The organism is Allobosea sp. MMO-172 (genome assembly GCF_037147855.1).
Classification (GTDB): Bacteria; Pseudomonadota; Alphaproteobacteria; order Rhizobiales; family Beijerinckiaceae; genus Allobosea.
In genome coordinates, this window is sequence record NZ_JBBCUM010000012.1 from 165,085 (window position 1) to 185,602 (window position 20,518).

The following is a 20,518-nucleotide window of genomic DNA, read 5'->3' on the forward strand; positions in this document are numbered from 1 at the left end:
TGTACGGAGCCACAAGCCGGCTCGGATCAGGCCCCCGCCTTGTCGCCGCCGCTGAGCCAGGTCGTGACCGGCACCGGCCGCCTGCAATTCCATTCGGCGCCGGACAGCGCCTGCCCGATGAAAGGCGTCTTCATCATCCCGAAGGACGAGGTCATCGCCTATGCGCAGACGCGGGATGGCTGGTCGTCGGTGATGTATCTTAATCCCCGGACCGGCCGCGACGTCAGCGGCTGGGTCAGGTCGGCTCGGTTAAGGACGGTCGGGACGATGGGGCCGGGGCGCTGATTGCCGCGCGCTGCGCTACGGGTCTGTAATGGGTTGGAAGCAGACCATGAACGTCGCGGTGATCAAGATCGGGCAGGTCATTCGGGCGAGGGTTGGGAGCGGGCTTTCCGAGCGCGGTTGAAACCACTCTCAGTCCTCGATATCAAAGGTCAGAATCCAATTCTCGCCACGGTGTAAGCGAGAAAATGATGGCTCCGATTGGGGTTTCGCAACCGATAATGCTAAGAGCGATAATCAGTAATTTTTTTAAGCTGGCTATCCTGAATATAGCACTGACTGGCTGCGCACCAAAATTTCAACTGAATCACGATCAATTTAATGAGCGCCTGAGAGAATCTTACCCTTATGGAAGCAGCTATCTTAAGATGAAAACCGAACTGATCTCCCATGGATTTCGTATGGAAGTAGACAACAATAATAGAGGGACATTTTCTTTCTCAAACACTGGCGGACTTGCCGATTGCGGCCAGATAATAGACGGGTCAACGAATCCTACCGGGGAGTACGGTTCTACCCGCAGGGCGACCGATAAGATTACTCACATAAGCGGAAATCAGGGGTGTTTTCGAACTTTCGTGCCCTGAGACCGCGATGGATCGGAAGAAGTAACGCTATTCGCCATCGACCCGAAACCAGTTCCCATGGATAGGGCAGCCATCGAGACGAAAGCTTGCAGCTTTGGGCGCCAAGGTGAGGCGGCATACATAACGAGACCGAAGCTTGCCGTCCCGGCCCGGCCACCCATCCGAAGGCCTGGGATCGGTCGTCATCACAAGGCGACGCCCCTTGACCTGGTAGCGCCCATTGGCAGCAAGCGCCTCCCCCACCCTGGGGCCCAGCCCATTGCGCATCGACACCATCGCCTCAACGTTACCGCCGCTCCCGAACTTCAGCGTGTACCCCCCGCTCTCCCGAAACGATTTCTTGAACGTCCCCGCGGGCAGATATTCATCATTCCACGCCCATTCGCCAACCAGCGCAGACTTAGCTGCGGAAGAGCCGTAGGCGAGGTTGAAGGTCGAAACCGTTAGCAGAGCGCCCCCTAGAATCGCGTGCACTTTCATGAAGCGCGCTTTCTGCCGCCCGCGGACATTCATCCTGACCATCCCGCTGTTCACCGTCGTCCCGGCAAGCCACATATCGGCCTCACCCATCACGGCCTTGCTTTGGCAACACAGGGAAAAGATGTCCGCTGCGGGTCGAAAGCCCCTTCCAATCACCGTCTACCCCGCCTGCGCCGCAGCCTTGATCCCGTCGATCACGAACTGCACGGCGAGCGCGGCCAGGATAACCCCGAGCAGGCGCGTAAGCACGATATTGCCGGTGACGCCGAGCAGCTTCGCGATCGGCGTCGCCGTCAGGAAAACCAGAAGGCAGGACAGCACCACGAGCCCGCAGATCACGGCCAGCGTCGCCAGCAGCAGCGGGTCGCCATGGGCGCGGCCTGCGAGCAGGATCATCGCGGTCAAGGCGCCCGGCCCCGCCATCAGCGGGATCGCCAGCGGGAAGGCCGCGACATTGCGGATATGATCCTGCGTGATCGCCGTCTCGGCCGTCTGCTGCTTGCGCTCGGTGCGGCGCTCGAACACCATCTCGAAGGCGATCCAGAACAGCAAAAGCCCGCCCGCGATGCGGAAGGCCGGCAGTGAGACGCCGAGCGCCTTCAACACGATGTCGCCGGCCACGGCGAAGAAGGCCATGATGCAGAAGGCGATGATCGAGGCGCGGATCGCGACCTGCTTGCGCTCGCCCTCCGACATCCCACGCGTCAGCGACAGGAAGATCGGCGCGAGGCCCGGCGGATCGAGCGTCACCAGCATGGTGACGAGGGCGGCGGTGGCGAATTCGACGAACATGGCGCCACATCAGCATGCCGGAAGGCCGCCGTCACGCGCCAAGAAAGGCCGGAATATGGCAGCGCGCTGAGGCGCGCCTAAAAATGCCCCGTAAAACGCTGAAATCATTGACGGAATTTTTGCTTGGACAGCGCCCGCTTTCGCTGGCTTCTCCTGCCGGAATCGGATAGCCAGAAGGCTGAAAAACCAGCAGGAATCGGGACATTTCCCCTTGAGCGACGATACCGACGACAAGCGCGACGGAGCCCCGGAACTCGGCGGCGACATCAAGCCGATCGCGATCACCGACGAGATGAAGAAGAGCTATCTCGATTACGCCATGAGCGTGATCGTGAGCCGCGCTCTGCCCGATGTCCGCGACGGCCTGAAGCCGGTCCACCGCCGCATCCTGTTCTCGATGCACGAGAACAAGAACCTGCCTGAGCGGCCCTATACCAAATGCGCCCGTATCGTCGGCGACACGATGGGTAAGTACCATCCGCACGGCAATCTCGCGGTCTATGATGCGCTGGTGCGCATGGCGCAGGACTTTTCTCTGCGCCTGCCCTTGATCGACGGTCAGGGCAATTTCGGCTCGATGGACGGCGACTCACCCGCCGCCGACCGTTACACCGAGGCGCGCCTCGACAAGGCGGCGATCCCGCTGCTCGAGGACCTCGATCTCGACACGGTCGATTTCCAGCCGAACTACGACGGCAAGGAGCATGAGCCGACGGTCCTGCCGGCGCGCTATCCGAACCTGCTTGTCAACGGCGCCGGCGGCATCGCGGTCGGCATGGCCACCAACATCCCGCCGCATAATCTCGGCGAGGTCATCGACGCCTGCGTCGCCTATATCGACGATCCCGAAATCTCGATCGACGACCTGATCGAGATCGTCCCCGGCCCTGACTTCCCGACCGGCGCCTCGATCATGGGCCGCAGCGGCATCCATTCGGCCTATCACACCGGCCGCGGCTCGATCGTGATGCGCTCGAAGACGCATATCGAGGAGATGCGCAAGGAGCGCGAGGCGATCGTCGTCACCGAGATTCCCTATCAGGTGAACAAGGCGACGATGGTCGAGAAGATCGCCGATCTCGTGCGCGAGAAGCGCATCGAGGGCATCTCGGACCTGCGCGACGAATCCAGCCGCGAGGGCGTGCGCGTCGTCATCGAGATCAAGCGCGACGCCGTCGCCGATGTCGTGCTGAACCAGCTCTACCGCTTCACCCCGCTGCAGACCTCCTTCGGCGCCAATATGGTGGCGCTGAACGGCGGCCGCCCGGAAGTCCTGAACCTCAAGGACTTCATCTCCGCCTTCGTCGAGTTCCGCGAGCTCGTCGTGTCGCGGCGCACGCGCTACCTGCTGAACAAGGCCCGCGAGCGTGCCCATGTGCTCTGCGGCCTCGCCACAGCCGTCGCCAATATCGACGAGGTCATCCGCCTGATCCGCACGGCGCCGACGCCGGCCGCAGCGCATGAATCGCTGATGGCGCGCGACTGGCCGGCCGACGACATCGCCCCGCTGATCGCGCTGGTCGACGATCCGCGCCATCCGATGAACCCGGACGGCACCTACCGGCTCTCGGACGCGCAGGCCAAGGCGATCCTCGAACTGCGCCTGTCGCGCCTCACCGCCCTTGGCCGTGACGAGATCGGCGACGAGCTGGAGAAGCTCGCCAAGGAGATCGCGGATTATCTCGATATCCTGCGCTCGCGCGCCCGCATCCAGTCGATCGTCAAGGCCGAGCTCGCCGAGGTCAGGAATGCCTTCGCCACGCCGCGCCGCACCGAGATCCAGGACTGGGGCTCCGATCTCGACGACGAGGACCTGATCGCCCGCGAGGACATGGTCGTCACCGTCAGCCATGGCGGCTATATCAAGCGCGTGCCGCTCTCGACCTATCGGGCGCAGCGCCGCGGCGGCAAGGGCCGCTCCGGCATGGCGACCAAGGACGAGGATTTCGTCGCCCGCCTCTTCGTCGCCTCGACCCACACACCTGTGCTGTTCTTCTCCTCGGAAGGCCAGGTCTACAAGGAGAAGGTCTGGCGCCTGCCGCTCTCGGCGCCGAACGCCCGCGGCAAGGCACTGGTCAACATGCTGCCGATCGAGGCTGGCGAGCGCATCACCACGATCATGCCGCTGCCCGAGGACGAGGCGAGCTGGGAGACGCTCGACGTGATGTTCGCCACCGCCTCGGGCGGGGTGCGCCGCAACAAGCTCTCCGACTTCGTCAACGTCAATCGCGCCGGCAAGATCGCGATGAAGCTCGACGAGGGCGACCATATCGTCGACGTGCAGATCTGCACCGAGAACGACGACGTGCTGCTGACCACGGCCGACGGCCAGTGCATCCGCTTCGCGGTGCCGGAGGTGCGCGTCTTCAAGGGCCGCGATTCGACCGGCGTGCGCGGCATCAACCTGGCCAAGGGCGACGAGGTCATCTCGCTGGCGATCCTGCGCCATCTCGAGGCCACGCCGGACGAGCGCGCCGCCTATCTGAAGCGCGCCGCGGCCGCCCGCCGGGCGCTGACCGGCGAGGCCGAGGAAGGTAGCGAGGCCACCGCAGCGGTCGAGGCCGATGCCGAGGAGAGCGCCGGCGATATCGAGCTCGGGCTCGAGAAGTACACCGCCATGGGCGCGGCCGAGCAGTTCATCCTGACGGTCTCGGAGCGTGGCTACGGCAAGCGCACCTCGTCGTTCGAGTACCGGGTCACCGGGCGCGGCGGCAAGGGCATCGTCGCCATGGTCGTCAATGACCGCAACGGCAAGCTCGTCGCCTCCTTCCCGGCGCTGGATACCGACCAGCTCATGCTCGTCACCGATGGCGGCCAGCTCATCCGCGTGCCGGTCGATGCCGGCCCGAACAACCGTATCCGCATCGCCGGGCGCTCGACCCAGGGCGTGACGGTGTTCAACACCGACAAGGACGAGAAGGTCGTCTCGGTCGAGTGCATCAACGACGATGGCGAAGGCGGAGAGAACGGCGAGACTGGCGACGAAGCGCCGGGCGGCGAAGCCACCGAAGGCTGACCTGCCAGCCTCTTGCGGCCATGACTTCAGGCTGTGTCTGAAGTCATGGCGCCTGCAGTGAGAGTAGCGAGGTTCGCACCGGACCGCGTCGTCATCCCGGGCTTGCCCCGGGATCTATCTTGGAGCGCCGAGCTCTATGATGGATTCCGGATCGGCGCCGCTTCGCGGCTTGTCCGGAATGACGAGGAGGCTCCCTTGCTCAACCTCGGCACCAGCCGCCAATGCGAGCGAAGCGAAGCAATCCAAGGGGATTGGGTGGAACGCGACGCCCCAGTCCCCCTAGGTTGCTTCGTCGCTCCGCTCCTCGCAATGACGAGGTGCACCGGGGCCGTTCTCTTCCGTTTGACTCAAAGCCCGCCTCACGCTCCCATCCGGTCATGAAGGCTCGTTCCGTGCCCCTCCGCACCCCCGCCATCACGCCGGAGATCATGCTGCGCGCCTATGCCGCCGGCATCTTCCCGATGGCGGAGAGCGCCGACGATCCCGGCCTGTTCTGGGTCGAGCCGGAGCTGCGCGGCGTCATTCCGCTCGACCGCTTCCATCTCTCGTCACGGCTCGCCCGCACCGTCCGCTCCGATCGCTTCGAGGTCCGGGTCGACACGGCCTTCGATGCGGTCATCGCGGCCTGCGCCGAGGCCAAACCGGACCGGACCGAAACCTGGATCAACCAGCGCATCCGCGAGATCTTCGGCGAGCTCTTCGCACTCGGCCATGTCCACACGGTCGAGTGCTGGCGCGAGGGGCGGCTGGTCGGCGGACTCTATGGGCTTTCGCTGGGCGGCGCCTTCTTCGGCGAGAGCATGTTCCACCATGAGACCGACGCCTCGAAGGTCGCGCTCGTCCATCTCGTCGCGCGGCTCCGGCATGGCGGCTACCGCCTGCTCGATACGCAGTTCCAGACCGGCCATCTCGCGCAGTTCGGCACGATGGAAATCCCGCGCGACGCCTATCGCCGACTGCTCGAGGACGCGCTGCGCCACCAAGGTCGCTGGGATGCTGGGTCGGGCTCAGAGCCGGTCAGCGGCCGGGACGTTCTCGCCCAGCTTTGAATGCGGATCGCCGAGACGGTGGCAGGATCAGCCGCCGCCGGTGGTCGGATCGCGGCCCTGGCCGGGATTGGTCGGGAAGAAGCGCTGGCTCGGCCGCTGCGGCTGCACCGGCACGCCACGCTGCGGCTCGACATCGATGCGCCCGCCCGGCGGCGGCAGCGCGGGCTGCTGCCCGGGCAAAGGCGGCTGGTTGGGGTCGCGCGGGGCGTTGCGCGGCCGGCGCGGATCCTCGGCGGGAGGCGCCTCCGGCTCCTTGGGATCGACGACGAGCTCGGTGCCGCCTTTGCAGTCGGTCAGCCAGGCATCGTAGATCGCGTGTTCGACGCCGTGCAGGCCGGGGCTCGCCGCATACATCCAGCCGGTGAAGATGCGCCGATATTCGTTCTTGACCGTGACCTCGTCGACCTCGACGAAGGCGTCGGTCTGCGGCGCCTCGGTCGGCGGACGCGTCCAGCAGACGCGCGGCGTCAGCTGAAGGGCGCCGAACTGCACGGTCTCGTCGATCGCCACCTCGAAGGAGATGATGCGGCCGGTGATCTTGTCGAGCCCGGCGAAGACGGCCGTCGGATTGCGAATGCGGTCGGCCTGAGCCGGGCCGGTGGCCGCCAGCGTCATCAGCGCGCTCGAGGCGAGGCCGGCCAGGATCGGAAAACGAAAGAACGACGGCATGCGGGCGCGAATCTCTTCGACAGCGCGGAAAGACCGCGATGGCGCGCAGTAACACGGCAATCGCAGCGGAAAAAGGGCGTTGGACCTGAAAGGCCTCAGGTTCAACCGCCAATGCGTGGCGCATAACAAAAGGCCGCCCCGTAAGGAGCGGCCCGATATGCGCGGATGGCCTCGTGGCCTTGTCTCAGCGGCCGGGCGTCCAGGCCTCGTAGTCGCCGGTCGCGGCCGGGCGCTCGCCTTCGGCCAGGGTCGAGCCCTGCGGGCGATAGGCCAGCGCCGTGCCGGTCCAGTTCTGCTGGTGCGGCTGCTGCCACTCGCGCGGCTGGTAGCTCTCCTCGGAGGGCGCGACATCAACGGTGTGATGCAACCAGCCGTTCCAGCCGGGCGGTACCTTGGAGGCCTCGGCCTCGCCCTTGTAGATCACCCAGCGGCGCTGGAAGCCGAGCGCCTTGTCCTTAACCCCACCCTTGGTGCGGTAATAGACATTGCCGAACTCGTCCTCGCCCACCCGCTCGCCATGGCGCCAGGTGTGGAAACGCGTGCCGATCGTCTGGCCGTTCCACCAGGTGAAGATCTGCAGCAGCCAGTCCTTCATCGTCCTCAGTCCGTGCGCGCAGTGCAAAACAGTCGCGCGACTTATGGCTCCCGGACTGCCTACTGTCCAGCCCGCGATAGGCCGACGGTGCTGAAACTGCGCGATGTTTCGTTCCCGTCGCAGCGCGTCAGGCTCATGACGGCGATGACATCGGAAGGGACGGCCCTGAGCTGGCGGGTCTGCTTGTCCCTGACCAGGACATTGGTCGCGCTGACGGACCGTCCCGAGGCGATGAGCGTCGCCAGTACCTCGATCTCGCGGGGGTCCAATTCATGGCGCGACCTTTTGGGGTCGGACGAACCTGCCACCAGCCGCGCGCTGGCGCTCATCTCCATGACGACATGCGCGGTGGATCCGGAAACGGTGGCCTTCGTGAAGGTCAGCCCGTTCACCGGCATTCCCGGAGCCGAGATGCCCGTCTTGTTGATGGTGATCCGCGGTGCGCTGCGGCAACCCAGCTGGCGGGATGCCCACTCCCCGGCGAAAGCCGGAGCTAGCGGCTCGCGATCGTTGCAACCTGCCAGGACGAGCGGAAGCAGGCAGACTGCGTAGCGGCGCATAGGCTTTCCCAGGCGGATCACGGTACAGCCACCCTACCCCGACCAACCTAACGTCACTTTAAGCGGATCGCTCAATCTGCGCGTGCCTTGCCGCCCTCGCCACGATTCGGCCGCGATTCGAGGCGCGCGCGAATGACCTCTCTCCGCCGGAAATGCCCGGAGATCAGCGACTTCCGGGCAGCCTTGAAAGCGGTGCTCGCAGCCGGCCTTGGGTGCCTCGCCTTCACCGACCGTCAACCATGAATAGTGGGGATTTTAGGGACTGCGCTTCCTCCGGCACTGTGGCAATCTTGCCGACGCGCATCCGATTCCCCGGTGATTTCCGGGGCTTAGCGGAGGCCTTGCAACTTATCCCCATAACCCACATATCCCTACCAGATGTCGTGCCCACAGGGATCACAGGGCACTATTCCTTGACGCCCAACGGGTATCTGCACTAGATTTTGACCATCGCATGACGGCCGGCGGCACCCCCTCTGGATGACTGCGAAACCCTAGTTTTCCAGTGTGTTCCGGGCCTGCCGCCGCATCCGCCATCAACAGCGGAAGCGAACGGATTTGCGCGGGCATTTTGGGCGCGTCCGGGACCATCGGCGGGGCGACACCGCGGAGATCCCAGAGCATCGGACCAAAAAGTGGAAGCCACTTTTTGGATGAATCCGATGCTCCTGCATTGGTGGGATCATCGTGATCGCGTCCGAAAGGACGCGCGATGATCCCGGCATCGAACCGAGTTGGGCTGACATCAGGAGCCGGTGATCAACCGGCCGCGCGTGGCTTGCAAGGCGGGCCCGCGGCAGATCAAGGGACGAAGATCATGCGCATCGAGCGCCGCTATACCACCGCCGGACAGTCGCCCTATGCCGCGATCCCGTTCCGATCGGCCGTCAGCGAGATCAAGAACCCGGACGGCTCCGTCGTCTTCCGGCTGGAAGGCATCGAGGTTCCCGAGACCTGGTCGCAGGTCGCGAGCGACGTGCTCGCGCAGAAGTATTTCCGCAAGGCCGGCGTGCCGGCGCGCCTGAAGAGGTTCGAGGAGAACGACGTCCCCTCCTTCCTGTGGCGCTCCGTCGCCGACGAGGCCGCTCTCGCCGAGCTGCCCGAGGGCGAACGCTACGGCTCCGAAATCTCGTCGAAGCAGGTCTTCGACCGCCTCGCCGGCTGCTGGACCTATTGGGGCTGGAAGGGCGGCTATTTCTCCTCGGAAGAGGACGCCGCCGCCTTCCACGACGAATTGCGCTTCATGCTCGCGACCCAGCGCGTCGCGCCGAACTCGCCGCAATGGTTCAACACCGGCCTGCACTGGGCCTATGGCATCGACGGCCCGAGCCAGGGTCATTTCTACGTCGACTTCAAGACCGGCAAGCTGGTGAAGTCGAAGTCGAGCTACGAGCACCCGCAGCCGCATGCCTGCTTCATCCAGGGCGTGCAGGACGACCTCGTCAACGAAGGCGGCATCATGGACCTCTGGGTCCGTGAAGCCCGCCTGTTCAAATACGGCTCCGGCACCGGCTCGAACTTCTCGATGCTGCGCGGCGAAGGCGAGAAGCTCGCCGGCGGCGGCAAGTCCTCGGGCCTGATGTCCTTCCTCAAGATCGGCGACCGCGCTGCGGGTGCCATCAAGTCGGGCGGCACCACGCGCCGCGCCGCCAAGATGGTGGTGGTCGATGCCGACCATCCGGATATCGAGGCCTATATCGACTGGAAGGTGAAGGAGGAGCAGAAGGTCGCCGCTCTCGTCACCGGCTCCAAGACCGTCAAGAAGCACATGAAGGCCGTGCTCAAGGCCTGCGTGAACTGCGAAGGCGAAGGCGATTCCTGCTTCGACCCCGAGAAGAACCCGGCCCTCAAGCGCGAGGTGAAGCTCGCCCGCAAGGCGCTGGTGCCGGACAACTACATCAAGCGCGTCATCCAGTTCGCCAAGCAGGGCTACAAGGACATCTCCTTCGATACCTACGACACCGACTGGGATTCCGACGCCTATCTCACCGTCTCCGGCCAGAACTCGAACAACTCGGTCTCGCTGACCGACGACTTCCTGCGCGCCGTCGAGACCGATAGCGACTGGAACCTGACCGGCCGTACGACCGGCAAGGTCGTCAAGACGCTGAAGGCCCGCGACCTCTGGGAGAAGATCGGCTACGCCGCCTGGGCCTCGGCCGATCCCGGCCTGCACTTCAACTCGACGATGAACGACTGGCACACCTGCCCGGCTTCCGGCCGGATCCGGGCGTCCAATCCGTGCTCCGAGTACATGTTCCTCGACGACACCGCCTGCAACCTGGCCTCGGCCAACCTGCTGCAGTTCTACGACACGCAAACCAAGTCCTTCGACGTCGCGGCCTATGAGCATCTCTGCCGGCTCTGGACCGTCGTGCTCGAGATCTCGGTGACGATGGCTCAGTTCCCGAGCCGCGAGATCGCCGAGCTCTCCTACGAATACCGCACGCTGGGCCTCGGCTACGCCAATATCGGCGGTCTGCTGATGACCATGGGCCTCGGCTACGACTCGGACGAGGGCCGCGCGCTCGCCGGTGCGCTCACCGCGATCATGACCGGCGTCGCCTATGCGACCTCGGCCGAGATGGCCGGCGAACTCGGTCCCTTCCCCGGCTACAAGAAGAACGCCAGCCACATGCTGCGCGTCATCCGCAACCACCGCACGGCGGCCCACGGCCTCGCCGACGGCTATGAGGGCCTGAGCGTCACCCCGGTCCCGCTCGACCACGCCACACTCGCCCGTCTCGGCGGCTCGGCCGTCACCATGGCGGAGCGCTCGCGCATCGTCTGGGACGAGGCGCTGGAACAGGGCAAGCGCTATGGCTACCGCAACGCCCAGGCGACCGTGATCGCGCCGACCGGCACGATCGGCCTCGTCATGGACTGCGACACCACCGGCATCGAGCCCGATTTCGCGCTGGTGAAGTTCAAGAAGCTCGCCGGCGGCGGCTACTTCAAGATCATCAACCGCGCCGTGCCGGATGCGCTGCGTGCACTCGGTTACCGCGAGGCCGATATCGCCGAGATCGAGGCCTATGCGGTCGGCCACGGCTCGATGAAGCAGGCGCCGGGCGTCAATCCCTCGACGCTGCGCGCCAAAGGCTTCACCGACGAGAAGATCGAGGCGGTCGAGAAGGGGCTGAAGAGCGCCTTCGACATCAAGTTCGTCTTCAACAAGTGGACGCTGGGCGAGGATTTCCTCACCGGCACGCTCAAGGTCCCGGCCGAGAAGCTGAACGACATGTCGTTCGAGCTCCTGCCCTTCCTCGGCTTCAGCAAGGCCGAGATCGAAGCCGCCAACGTCCATGTCTGCGGCGCTATGACCCTGGAGGGCGCCCCGCATCTAAAGACCGAGCACTACAACGTTTTCGATTGCGCCAACCCCTGCGGCCGCATCGGCAAGCGCTATCTCTCGGTCGAGAGCCATATCCGCATGATGGCGGCGGCGCAGCCCTTCATCTCGGGCGCGATCTCCAAGACCATCAACATGCCCAACGAGGCCACGGTCGAGGACTGCAAGAGCGCCTATATGCTCTCGTGGAAACTGGCGCTGAAGGCGAACGCCCTCTACCGCGATGGCTCCAAGCTCTCGCAGCCGCTGAATTCGGCGCTGATCTCGGACGATGACGACGAGGCGGATGACGCCGTCGAGACGCTGGTCGCCCAGCCGATGGCCGCCCGCGCCACCCAGATCTCGGAGAAGATCGTCGAGCGCATCGTCGAGCGCATCGAGCGCAAGCGCGAGCGCGAGAAGATGCCTGATCGCCGCACGGGCTACATCCAGAAGGCCACCGTCGGCGGCCACAAGGTCTATGTCCATACCGGCGAGTATTCGGACGGGCGCCTCGGCGAGATCTTCATCGACATGCACAAGGAGGGCGCGGCCTTCCGGGCGATGATGAACAACTTCGCCATCGCGGTCTCGCTCGGCCTGCAATACGGCGTGCCGCTGGAGGAGTATGTGGAGGCCTTCACCTTCACCCGCTTCGAGCCCTCGGGCTTCGTCGCCGGCAACCAGTCGATCAAGAACGCGACCTCGATCCTCGACTACGTCTTCCGGGAGCTCGCGATCTCCTATCTCGGCCGCAACGACCTCGCCCATGTCGACCCGAGCGAGATCGGCCATGACGTGATCGGCGGCGGCGTCGGCCAGGACAAGGCGCCGGATGCGGCTCCGGTCGTCTCGACCCCGCTGGCCTCCACCGGCTTCCGCCGCGGCAAGCCGATCAACCTGCTCGCCATCCAGGGCGGCGGTGCGGCAAACGACGCGGTTGCCCGCAGCACGGCTCCGGCCATGGCGCTGGCGACGGCTGGTGCGACGGCGCTGAAGGAAGAGCCGGAGGCCTATGGCGAAGCGGAGATGGCCAAGCTCGGCTTTGCGGCTCCGGCCGCCCAGCCGACGCAGTCCGAGCGCCGGGCCGAGGCGATCATGAAGGGCTATGTCGGCGACAGCTGCGGCGAGTGCGGCAACTTCACGCTGGTCCGCAACGGCACCTGCCTGAAGTGCAACACCTGCGGCTCGACCACCGGCTGCTCGTAGACGACGACAAGCATCATTGAAAATCGGGGCATAGCGTTGCCTCGATTGTAGGCAAGTTCCGCAAATTCAGAGAGGCGCCTGATCGAGTCGGGCGCCTCTCTTCGTCGGATAGAGGGCTGTCAGGAACCGCGATCTACCGTTCTGCCCCATCTGCCGCCCACAAATGACGCAGCAGCCTCCGCCGCAATCTCCGCGAGCTTAACGCTCTCCGAGCAGGCTCTTACCCCTCGCCCTGCAGATGCTTCCTGAAGAAAGGCACGGCCTGTTCGAGAGCGATCGCAACCGGCTCCGGCTTGTCGTAGAGGTCGTAATGCGACCAACCCTCGGCGACCACCAGCCGCCGGTCCTTCGAAGCCGTGGCGCGGCCATAAACCTCCATGCCGTCGCGGAAGGCGCCGAAGGCTCCCGGTTTGTTGCCGATCACCACCATCATCGGCTGCGTCAGCAACGTCTCTGCGAAAGCGAAAGCATCCCAGGCCAGCGTCTTCTGCGCATGCGAGAACAGCATGCGCGTCCAGCCGCCCGGCTGCTGGCCGCGAGGCGTCTTGTAGTAGTCCGTCGCCTCGAACACATCGAGTTCGGTCAGGCCGTTCTTCCTGGCCACATCCGGACTGGCCGGCAGCAATTCGTTCACCTGCAGCTCGCCGCCGCGGGCCTCCCTGGTACGCTGCGCAGCCATCGCAGTGAGCGCGCCCAGCGGATCGTAATTGCTGAAGCCCTCGCGGAACAGGCGGCCGATATTGACGCCGGTGATGCTGACCACGGCCTTGATGCGCTTCTCCGTCAAGGTCGCATTGAGGACGTAGCCGCCCCCGCCGCAGACGCCCAGCACACCGATGGCGTCGGCATCGACGTAAGGCAGCGTCACAGCGTAGTCGATGACGCGGCTGATATCCTCGACGCGCTGCGTCGGGTCCTCGACCCAGCGCGGCGAGCCGCCGGACTCGCCCTGGAAGCTCGCATCATAGGCGATGACGACGAAGCCCTGCTCGGCCAGCGCCTTGCCGTAGACATTGCCCGAGGTCTGCTCCTTGCAGCTCCCGAAAGGATGGACGCTGACGATCGCCGGATAGGTCCTGCCCTCATCGAATTCGGGCGGGAACAGGATGTTTGCGGCGATATGCCAGGCCATATCGGCATTCTGGATCTTCACGCTTTTCATAGCGGTTTTCCTTTCTTCCGTTCACATGAAATAGGGTTTGTCGGCATCGCTGCCGGGCTTGTCGACGCCGAGATCGGCGCCGCTATGGAGCTGCGGGTCGCGTAGAATCCCGGCGATCAGGACGGCGACGCTCCTGCGCGCGACGACAGTGCCCTTGAAGGCTTCGCCGCGGGCGGTCAGCTCGTAATCGACCTCGTCCTCGTCGGTCAGCCAGGCCGGGCGAATGATCGTGTAGTCGAGGCCGGAGGCCTCGATGGCATCGGCGGCCCGGCGAAACGGCTTGAGATCCTCGCCGATCGTCGCGTTGTTCCAGGCGCCGAACGCGCCGGGCACCTCGTCGTAGATCCCCAGCGACAGGACGAAGACCAGGCGCTTCACGCCCTCGGCCCGCATCGCGGCGATCACGGCCTTCGCCTGCGCATCGAGATCCTCGCCGGTCAGATTGGCATAGACGATGTCCTGCCCCCTCACCGCCGCCGTCAATTGCGCCGCATCCAGGACGTCGCCCTGTACCAATCGCGAGTTCGCCGGGCGATCGCGCAGCTTTGCGGCATCGCGCAGGAAGAGCGTCAGTTCGGCCTCATCCTTGACCATGCCGATGACGTGGCGGGCGATCTGCCCGTTTGCGCCGAGAACCAGAACCCTGGCCATGTTCTCACTCCCTATCCTTGGAACCGGCGGCCCCATGGTTGCCTTTGTCAGCGGCAGCGCCGTTGCCATGCCGCCTTGTCCCGAATGGATATACGCCCTCGAGGATTATCGGATTAGAGTGCTCAATCTTATTGACTCTATCGACTACGTGATTAATAGAATGTCGGCCGCCCCTATTGCCGGGAGAGCCAATCGGCATCGATGGCCTGCAGCATCTCCTCGGGCGAGAGCTGAGAGCCCATGCGCCCGCGCCGGATGAAACGATGCTCGAACGAGCGCGCGCCGTTCTGCGTCACGATCCGGCCGAATTCCGCAATCGCTTCCGGCGAAAACGCGCTGTTGAACGTGTTGAACAGGATCACCCGTTTGCCGTCGAAGCGGTTGTTTCGGGCGAAGTCCCAGATCGGCGGAGCGGGGCTATGAAGCCAGATCGGTGAGCCGAGCCAGACCGTATCGAACGCCGCGAGATCGATGATCATCGGCGCAATCTTGGCGGAATGCCCCCGCGCGTCCCACATGGCGCGCGCCCACCCGACCAGGCCAAGGCCGTAGTCGGGCGCGGCGAGCGGGAACAGTGCCGCCTCGAGCCGGCGCGCAATATGCCGCGCCGCCAGGGCGGTGTTGCCGGAGCGGGAGAAGTAGACGACCGCGACGCGCGTTTCGCGCGGGCCGGAGCCGGCGGGATAGGAAAGCAGGTCGCGCAGTTGCCGGGCCTGACGGCTGTCGACCAGCGCCACCGTGATCGGCACCAGCGCGGCCCCGACGAGGGCGACGGCCGCAGCGATCGCGAGCCAGCGCATCATGGCGCCACCACCCGCGCTCCGATTGCGCAGGCATCGCCCTCCGCGGAGCCGCCTTCGCTATCGAACCAAGCCATGCCCTTGTGCATTCGGCTTCCCTCGTAAGGCTTCGGCATTGCCCGCCAGGGCGCATGCCGATGGCCCGGCTCCGCATCGCGGCTCCGGGTCACCGTCATTGAGCGCGCGTGGCTCCGGTCACTCCGCCGCGGCGGCCTGCCTTGTCTGCGGCGCGAGTGTCCGGAGGAAGAACGGCGTCAGGACCGAAACCGCCTCGGCGACGTAGGGCTTGCCGTCGTAGAGATCCATGTGGTTGGCGCCCTCGACGATATGCATCGCCTTGTCCGTGCTGGCGGCGCGGGCGAGCAGGTCATCGCTCATCCACTTGCTGCCGGCGACGGAGCCGGCGATCGCCAGGATCGGCTGGATCAGGAAGGCCTCGGCCTTGTGATAGGCGTCATAGGTGATGATCTGGTTCAGGCTGCGGGCGGTGGCGAAGCCCGGCGCCGTCGGGCATTCGGCCCGCGGCGTGTGGTAGTATTCCCAGGCTTGGCGCAGCTCCTCGTTCGGCGCGTCGCTTTCCTTTTCCGGCGCCAGCGGCATCCGCGCCTTGGCGGCGCTGGCAGCGTCGGCGGTGCGGGCGTTCGAGCCGGCCTCGATATAGGGCAGCGCATCGGCGTCCTTGACGGTGTTCTCCCAGCCATTGCGGAACATCGAGCCGATATTGACGGCGCTGACCGTTCCGAGCGCCTTGATGCGATGGTCCTGGAGCGCGGCGTTAGCGCTGTAGCCGGCACCTGCACATATGCCCATCGCGCCGATGCGGCCGTTGTCGACATAGGGCAGCGTCGTCAGATAATCGACGACAGCGCTGACGTCCTCGGTGCGGATATGCGGGTTTTCGAGCTGGCGCGGCTCGCCGCCGCTCTCGCCCTGATAGGAAGCGTCATAGGCGATGGTGACGAAACCGGCCTTGGCGAGCTCATGCGCATAGGTGCCGGCCGTCTGCTCCTTCACGCCGCCGCCGGGATGCGAGACGATGACGGCCGGGTAGCTGCCCTTCTCGTCGAAACCCTCGGGAAAATTGATCACCGCCGACATCGTGATCGTCGGGTTGTTGGTGTTCCGGAAGCTGATCTTGTCCATTGCGACCTCCATCCTGTGGGGCACTCACGGTGCCGATGGAGAGAGGCTACGCTTCCGGAAGCCATCATTCTATGCCACGATAATTCTTGGATAAATAAGCAGGATAATGAATGAAGCGTGAGGACATGGCCGATCTGACCGCGCTTGTGGTCGTCGCGGAGGAGCAGAATTTCACCCGCGCTGCAACGAAGCTCGGCCTGTCGCAATCGGCGCTCAGCCAAATCATCCGCAGGCTCGAGGAACGCCTCGGCGTCAGGCTTCTCGCCCGCACGACCCGCAGCGTCGCTCCCACCGAAGCGGGCCAGCGCCTGGTGGATCGGATCGGCCCGATGCTGCGGGACATCGACCAGGGGCTCAGCAGCCTCAGCGAGTTCCGCGACAGGCCTGCCGGTTCGCTACGGGTCACCACGGTCGAGCATGCCGCGAAGACCATCCTGTGCCCGGCGCTCGCCCGGCTTCTGCCGGACTATCCCGACATCAAGGTCGAGATCGTCATCGATTACGGCCTCGCGGACGTGGTCGCGGATCGCTTCGACGCCGGCGTCCGCTTGGGAGAGCACGTCGCGAAGGACATGATCGCCGTCCGTATCTCGCCCGAGATTCCCATGGCGATCGTCGGCGCGCCCGCCTATTTCGCCCGGTTTGCGGAGCCCCGCGATCCCCAGGATCTGGTGGATCATTCCTGCATCAATCTGCGCCTGCCGACCTCCGACACGCTGAACGCCTGGCGCCTGCTGCAGCAGGGGCGCGAGATCCGCGTGAAAGTCGGCGGGCAGCTCGTGTTCAACACGATCGACCTCATCCTCGACGCGACGCTGGCAGGGCTGGGCCTGGCCTATCTGCCGCTCGACCAGGTCGAGGAGCCCATCGCCCATGGAAGGCTGCGGCGGGTTCTCGACAGATGGACGCCGCCCCTGCCGGCCTACCACCTCTATTATCCGAACCGGCGCCATACCTCGCCGGCCTTCAAGCTGTTGGTCGACGCTCTGCGCTACCGCGCTCCGAAGCAGGAAACCAGGGAGCGCGCGGCAGAGACCCCCGCGGACTGACCGGTGCCAGACGTAAGAGACCGTCCTCCGCCGTGAGCGGCCGCCTACGGCACTGCTCAGTTGCCGCCGCCACGGAAGAGCTGGCGAAAGTTCGTCAGCTGGGAGCGCTCCAGATAGATCGCGAGCTTGACGGCGGCTTCGGTGCGCGAGCGCAATTCCAGCCGCCGGACGGCCTCGGCCGAATGCGTTTTGACCGTCGCTTCCGAGATGCCGCAGAACCAGGCGATCTGCTTGTTGAGATAGCCGCGCGCGGCCAGTGACAGCACCGCGAACTGACTTTCGCTCAAGGTCATGAGGCGCTGACGGAACGAGGCCTCATCCTCGAGGAAGCTGGTGGACAGCAACCGCCCGTCGCTCGCCTGGATGTGGGTCTCCACATCCAGCGGCGCGCGCGGACGGCAGGGCAGCGGCATCTCGCCCATCCGCGCCTTGGCTCGCATCGGCGCCGCGCTCATGGCTTCGACAGTTCCTGGTCGAGTTCCGGCAGAACGGTAAACAGGTCGCCCACCAGCCCGTAATCGGCGATCTGGAAGATCGGGGCTTCCTCGTCCTTGTTGATGGCGACGATGACCTTCGAGTCCTTCATGCCGGCGAGATGCTGGATCGCGCCGGAGATGCCGACGGCGATGTAGAGCTCGGGGGCGACGACCTTGCCGGTCTGGCCGACCTGCCAGTCGTTCGGGGCGTAGCCGGCATCGACCGCGGCGCGCGAGGCGCCCATGGCGGCGCCGAGCTTGTCGGCGACGGGCTCGATCACCTTGCCGAAGTTCTCGGCCGAGGCCAGCGCGCGGCCGCCCGAGATGATGATCTTGGCCGAGGCCAGCTCCGGACGGTCGGACTTCGCGACCTCCTCGCCCTTGAAGGACGAATTGCCGGGGTTTTCCGCAGCCGAGACGCTCTCGACGGCGGCCGAGCCGCCTTCGCCAGCCGCCGCGAAGGAGGCGGTGCGGATGGTCAAAAGCTTCTTGGCGTCGGTCGACTGCACGGTCTGGATCGCGTTGCCGGCATAGACCGGGCGCTCGAACGTGTCGGGCGAGACGATCGCGCTGACATCCGAGACCTGCATCACGTCGAGCAGGGCCGCGACCCGCGGCAGCACGTTCTTGCCGGTCGTGGTCGAGGGCGCGACGATGGCGTCGTAAGCCCCCGCGAGCTTGACGATCAGCGCGGCGAGCGGCTCGGCCAGGGCATGGCCATAGGCCGCGTCATCGGCGAGCAGCACCTTCTCGACGCCGGCGAGCTTGGCGGCGGCATCGGCAGCGCCCTTGGCGCCCTGGCCCGCGACGAGGATGTGGACGGGTGAGCCGAGCTTGGCGGCAGCCGTCAGCGCCTTGGCGGTGGCGTCCTTGACGGAGGCGTTGTCGTGTTCGGCGATCAGCAGCGTGGTCATCAGATCACCCCGGCGGTCTTGAGCTTGGAGACGAGTTCGGCGGCGTTCGCCACCTTGACGCCGGCGGAGCGGCCGGCGGGCTCGACCGTCTTGAGCACCTTGAGGCGCGGCGCGACATCGACGCCAAGCGCATCGGCCGAGGTCTCGTCGAGCGGCTTCTTCTTCGCCTTCATGATGTTCGGCAGCGAGGCATAGCGCGGCTCGTTGAGGCGCAGGTCCGTGGTGACGATCGCCGGGAGCTTGAGCGACACCGTCTGCAGGCCGCCATCGACCTCGCGGGTGACCTCGACGCTGTCCGCGCCAAGCTCGACCTTCGAAGCAAACGTGCCCTGGCCCCAGCCGAGGAGAGCGGCGAGCATCTGGCCGCTCTGGTTGCAATCGTCGTCGATCGCCTGCTTGCCGAGGATGACGAGGCCGGGGGCCTCCTGCTCGACGACCTTCTTCAGGAGCTTGGCGACGGCCAGCGGCTCGACGTTTGCCTCGACCTTCACGAGGATGCCGCGATCGGCGCCCATGGCCAGCCCAGTGCGGATCGTCTCGGCAGCCTGAGCCGGGCCGATCGAGACCACGACCACCTCGGTCGCCTTGCCGGCTTCCTTCAGGCGCAGCGCCTCTTCCACCGCGATCTCGTCGAACGGGTTCATCGACATCTTCACGTTCGCCAGCTCGACGCCCGAACCGTCCGCCTTCACGCGGATCTTCACGTTGTAATCAACCACCCGCTTCACGGGCACCAAGATCTTCATCGTGTCACCTCAAAGCTCGTCGGTTGCGATGCGCTGGTCGCCGCATATGGCGGGTCGATCACATGAGACCGGCTCGTGGCGGCGCCTGCGCAGCCATATTGCGTCCGTTGGCCATCTCGACTATTAAACTAACGATTGTTAGTCAAGTCGGATCCAGGCCTAACGAGAGGGCCCTTCCCCCGCCATAGGGATAGCCTATCCCCCACGCGCATCATCTACCTAACGATTGTTTGTTGTTGCGACAAAGGCCAGCGGCACATATGCTCCGCCGGAACTGCAGATAAGCAACCTCGCTCGCCTCGTTTCCTGACGGATCGCGGCCGGCGAAGCACCGAAAAGACGCACACGCCGGTCGCACCCCTGTTGCAACCAGACGAAGTGCCGGGGAGGAAACCGTGTCTGACGATACCATTCTATCCACGCGCGGGCTCGCCAAGAGCTTCGGCGGCTTCATGGCGGTCAATGGCGTCGACCTCGACGTCCGACGCGGCACGATCCATGCGCTGATCGGCCCGAACGGGGCCGGCAAGACGACCTGCTTCAACCTGCTGACCAAGTTCCTGCAGCCCTCGACCGGGTCGATTACCTATAACGGCCGCGACATCACCGGCGAGAAGCCGGCTGAGATTGCCCGGCTCGGGCTGGTGCGGTCCTTCCAGATCTCGGCGGTCTTCCCGCAGCTCTCCTGCAAGACCAATGTGCGCATCGCCTTGCAGCGCAAGCGCGGCGACAATTTCGACTTCTGGCGCTCGGAAAAGACCCTCGAGTCGCTGGATGGCGAGGCCCTCCAGCTCGTGGCCGCGGTCGGGCTGTCGCCGTTCGCGGAGACGCCGGCGGGCGAACTCTCTTACGGCCGCAAGCGTGCGCTTGAGATCGCGACGACGCTGGCGCTCGATCCGGAGATGCTGCTGCTCGACGAGCCGATGGCCGGCATGGGCCGCGAGGATGTCGAGCGCATCGAGGCCCTGATCCGCAAGGTCTCGAAGAACCGCACCATCCTGATGGTC

The 20,518-nt window shown here is 65.3% G+C and carries 18 protein-coding genes; 6 read left to right on the forward strand and 12 right to left on the reverse strand.

The genetic code is table 11. The features are described from left to right. Nucleotides 1-39: 39 nt before the first annotated feature. Nucleotides 40-285 carry a hypothetical protein gene (locus tag WFK61_RS18395; RefSeq protein WP_336813530.1) on the forward strand — a complete coding sequence of 82 codons (246 nt, stop codon included), beginning with the start codon at nucleotides 40-42 and terminating at the stop codon, nucleotides 283-285. A 611-nt stretch (nucleotides 286-896) separates the two neighbouring features. On the opposite strand, the gene WFK61_RS18400 is transcribed toward WFK61_RS18395, so the two are convergent. Continuing rightward, entirely contained in the window at nucleotides 897-1,439 is a 543-nt protein-coding gene (locus tag WFK61_RS18400) for a hypothetical protein (protein ID WP_336813531.1), read from the reverse strand. 69 nt (nucleotides 1,440-1,508) lie between these two features. Then, the gene (locus tag WFK61_RS18405; RefSeq protein WP_336813532.1) at nucleotides 1,509-2,141 is read right to left on the reverse strand and encodes a MarC family protein; all 633 of its coding nucleotides are present in this window, start codon (nucleotides 2,139-2,141) and stop codon (nucleotides 1,509-1,511) included. 211 nt (nucleotides 2,142-2,352) lie between these two features. On the opposite strand from WFK61_RS18405, the gene gyrA reads away from it, so the two are divergent. Both gyrA and aat read left to right on the forward strand, forming a co-directional pair. Further along, nucleotides 2,353-5,157: a DNA gyrase subunit A gene (gene gyrA / locus WFK61_RS18410; RefSeq protein ID WP_336813533.1), complete on the forward strand. Its 2,805-nt coding sequence runs from the start codon at nucleotides 2,353-2,355 to the stop codon at nucleotides 5,155-5,157. 428 nt (nucleotides 5,158-5,585) lie between these two features. After that, nucleotides 5,586-6,206: a leucyl/phenylalanyl-tRNA--protein transferase gene (gene aat, locus WFK61_RS18415; RefSeq protein WP_336813551.1), complete on the forward strand. Its 621-nt coding sequence runs from the start codon at nucleotides 5,586-5,588 to the stop codon at nucleotides 6,204-6,206. A 27-nt stretch (nucleotides 6,207-6,233) separates the two neighbouring features. Here the strand turns inward: aat and WFK61_RS18420 are convergent, their stop codons facing one another. The 3 genes from WFK61_RS18420 to WFK61_RS18430 all read right to left on the reverse strand — a co-directional run bounded on the left by WFK61_RS18420 (nucleotide 6,234) and on the right by WFK61_RS18430 (nucleotide 8,030). After that, nucleotides 6,234-6,875 (reverse strand): DUF2155 domain-containing protein, encoded by a 642-nt coding sequence (locus WFK61_RS18420; protein ID WP_442896326.1) that lies wholly within the window; start codon nucleotides 6,873-6,875, stop codon nucleotides 6,234-6,236. Between the two features lie 184 nt (nucleotides 6,876-7,059). Then, nucleotides 7,060-7,470, reverse strand: coding sequence for an NADH:ubiquinone oxidoreductase subunit NDUFA12 (locus WFK61_RS18425; protein ID WP_336813534.1), 411 nt, complete (start codon nucleotides 7,468-7,470; stop codon nucleotides 7,060-7,062). Nucleotides 7,471-7,529: 59 nt separating this feature from the next. Then, complete coding sequence (locus WFK61_RS18430; RefSeq protein WP_336813535.1) at nucleotides 7,530-8,030, reverse strand: hypothetical protein; 501 nt, start codon at nucleotides 8,028-8,030, stop codon at nucleotides 7,530-7,532. A gap of 817 nt (nucleotides 8,031-8,847) precedes the next feature. Here WFK61_RS18430 and WFK61_RS18435 point away from each other — a divergent pair. Then, nucleotides 8,848-12,570 carry a vitamin B12-dependent ribonucleotide reductase gene (locus WFK61_RS18435; RefSeq protein ID WP_336813536.1) on the forward strand — a complete coding sequence of 1,241 codons (3,723 nt, stop codon included), beginning with the start codon at nucleotides 8,848-8,850 and terminating at the stop codon, nucleotides 12,568-12,570. A 220-nt stretch (nucleotides 12,571-12,790) separates the two neighbouring features. Here the strand turns inward: WFK61_RS18435 and WFK61_RS18440 are convergent, their stop codons facing one another. The 4 genes from WFK61_RS18440 to WFK61_RS18455 form a co-directional block, all read right to left on the reverse strand. Next, nucleotides 12,791-13,732 carry an alpha/beta hydrolase gene (locus tag WFK61_RS18440; protein WP_336813537.1) on the reverse strand — a complete coding sequence of 314 codons (942 nt, stop codon included), beginning with the start codon at nucleotides 13,730-13,732 and terminating at the stop codon, nucleotides 12,791-12,793. Nucleotides 13,733-13,753: 21 nt separating this feature from the next. Beyond that, nucleotides 13,754-14,383, reverse strand: a complete 630-nt coding sequence (locus WFK61_RS18445; protein WP_336813538.1) for an SDR family oxidoreductase — start codon at nucleotides 14,381-14,383, stop codon at nucleotides 13,754-13,756. A gap of 173 nt (nucleotides 14,384-14,556) precedes the next feature. Then, nucleotides 14,557-15,186: a flavodoxin family protein gene (locus WFK61_RS18450; protein ID WP_336813539.1), complete on the reverse strand. Its 630-nt coding sequence runs from the start codon at nucleotides 15,184-15,186 to the stop codon at nucleotides 14,557-14,559. Nucleotides 15,187-15,378: 192 nt separating this feature from the next. Further along, nucleotides 15,379-16,326 carry an alpha/beta hydrolase gene (locus tag WFK61_RS18455; RefSeq protein WP_336813540.1) on the reverse strand — a complete coding sequence of 316 codons (948 nt, stop codon included), beginning with the start codon at nucleotides 16,324-16,326 and terminating at the stop codon, nucleotides 15,379-15,381. A gap of 110 nt (nucleotides 16,327-16,436) precedes the next feature. On the opposite strand from WFK61_RS18455, the gene WFK61_RS18460 reads away from it, so the two are divergent. Then, nucleotides 16,437-17,375, forward strand: coding sequence for a LysR family transcriptional regulator (locus tag WFK61_RS18460; protein WP_336813541.1), 939 nt, complete (start codon nucleotides 16,437-16,439; stop codon nucleotides 17,373-17,375). 56 nt (nucleotides 17,376-17,431) lie between these two features. Here the strand turns inward: WFK61_RS18460 and WFK61_RS18465 are convergent, their stop codons facing one another. Genes WFK61_RS18465 through WFK61_RS18475 form a run of 3 tightly spaced genes read right to left on the reverse strand, consistent with a single transcriptional unit; the run spans nucleotide 17,432 to nucleotide 19,511 of the window. Continuing rightward, the gene (locus WFK61_RS18465; protein WP_336813542.1) at nucleotides 17,432-17,830 is read right to left on the reverse strand and encodes a helix-turn-helix domain-containing protein; all 399 of its coding nucleotides are present in this window, start codon (nucleotides 17,828-17,830) and stop codon (nucleotides 17,432-17,434) included. Beyond that, nucleotides 17,827-18,765 carry an electron transfer flavoprotein subunit alpha/FixB family protein gene (locus tag WFK61_RS18470; RefSeq protein WP_336813543.1) on the reverse strand — a complete coding sequence of 313 codons (939 nt, stop codon included), beginning with the start codon at nucleotides 18,763-18,765 and terminating at the stop codon, nucleotides 17,827-17,829. The genes WFK61_RS18465 and WFK61_RS18470 overlap by 4 nt, the downstream gene beginning before the upstream one ends. Continuing rightward, a complete protein-coding gene (locus WFK61_RS18475) occupies nucleotides 18,765-19,511 on the reverse strand; it encodes an electron transfer flavoprotein subunit beta/FixA family protein (RefSeq protein WP_336813544.1) in 747 nt (248 codons plus the stop codon). The genes WFK61_RS18470 and WFK61_RS18475 overlap by 1 nt, the downstream gene beginning before the upstream one ends. Before the next feature lie 395 nt (nucleotides 19,512-19,906). Between WFK61_RS18475 and WFK61_RS18480 the strand changes: the two genes are divergently transcribed. Then, nucleotides 19,907-20,518: ABC transporter ATP-binding protein (locus tag WFK61_RS18480; RefSeq protein ID WP_336813545.1), on the forward strand; the 612-nt coding region annotated here is incomplete at its 3' end.

What these genes read in the sequence shown, in the direction of transcription:
- WFK61_RS18400 (WP_336813531.1), bottom strand. Translation starts at nt 1,439, where the DNA reads ATGGGTGAGGCCGATATGTGGCTTGCCGGGACGACGGTGAACAGCGGG.
- WFK61_RS18405 (WP_336813532.1), bottom strand. Translation starts at nt 2,141, where the DNA reads ATGTTCGTCGAATTCGCCACCGCCGCCCTCGTCACCATGCTGGTGACG.
- aat (WP_336813551.1), top strand. Translation starts at nt 5,586, where the DNA reads ATGCTGCGCGCCTATGCCGCCGGCATCTTCCCGATGGCGGAGAGCGCC.
- WFK61_RS18420 (WP_442896326.1), bottom strand. Translation starts at nt 6,875, where the DNA reads ATGCCGTCGTTCTTTCGTTTTCCGATCCTGGCCGGCCTCGCCTCGAGC.
- WFK61_RS18425 (WP_336813534.1), bottom strand. Translation starts at nt 7,470, where the DNA reads ATGAAGGACTGGCTGCTGCAGATCTTCACCTGGTGGAACGGCCAGACG.
- WFK61_RS18430 (WP_336813535.1), bottom strand. Translation starts at nt 8,030, where the DNA reads ATGCGCCGCTACGCAGTCTGCCTGCTTCCGCTCGTCCTGGCAGGTTGC.
- WFK61_RS18435 (WP_336813536.1), top strand. Translation starts at nt 8,848, where the DNA reads ATGCGCATCGAGCGCCGCTATACCACCGCCGGACAGTCGCCCTATGCC.
- WFK61_RS18440 (WP_336813537.1), bottom strand. Translation starts at nt 13,732, where the DNA reads ATGAAAAGCGTGAAGATCCAGAATGCCGATATGGCCTGGCATATCGCC.
- WFK61_RS18445 (WP_336813538.1), bottom strand. Translation starts at nt 14,383, where the DNA reads ATGGCCAGGGTTCTGGTTCTCGGCGCAAACGGGCAGATCGCCCGCCAC.
- WFK61_RS18450 (WP_336813539.1), bottom strand. Translation starts at nt 15,186, where the DNA reads ATGATGCGCTGGCTCGCGATCGCTGCGGCCGTCGCCCTCGTCGGGGCC.
- WFK61_RS18455 (WP_336813540.1), bottom strand. Translation starts at nt 16,326, where the DNA reads ATGGACAAGATCAGCTTCCGGAACACCAACAACCCGACGATCACGATG.
- WFK61_RS18460 (WP_336813541.1), top strand. Translation starts at nt 16,437, where the DNA reads ATGAAGCGTGAGGACATGGCCGATCTGACCGCGCTTGTGGTCGTCGCG.
- WFK61_RS18465 (WP_336813542.1), bottom strand. Translation starts at nt 17,830, where the DNA reads ATGAGCGCGGCGCCGATGCGAGCCAAGGCGCGGATGGGCGAGATGCCG.
- WFK61_RS18470 (WP_336813543.1), bottom strand. Translation starts at nt 18,765, where the DNA reads ATGACCACGCTGCTGATCGCCGAACACGACAACGCCTCCGTCAAGGAC.
- WFK61_RS18475 (WP_336813544.1), bottom strand. Translation starts at nt 19,511, where the DNA reads ATGAAGATCTTGGTGCCCGTGAAGCGGGTGGTTGATTACAACGTGAAG.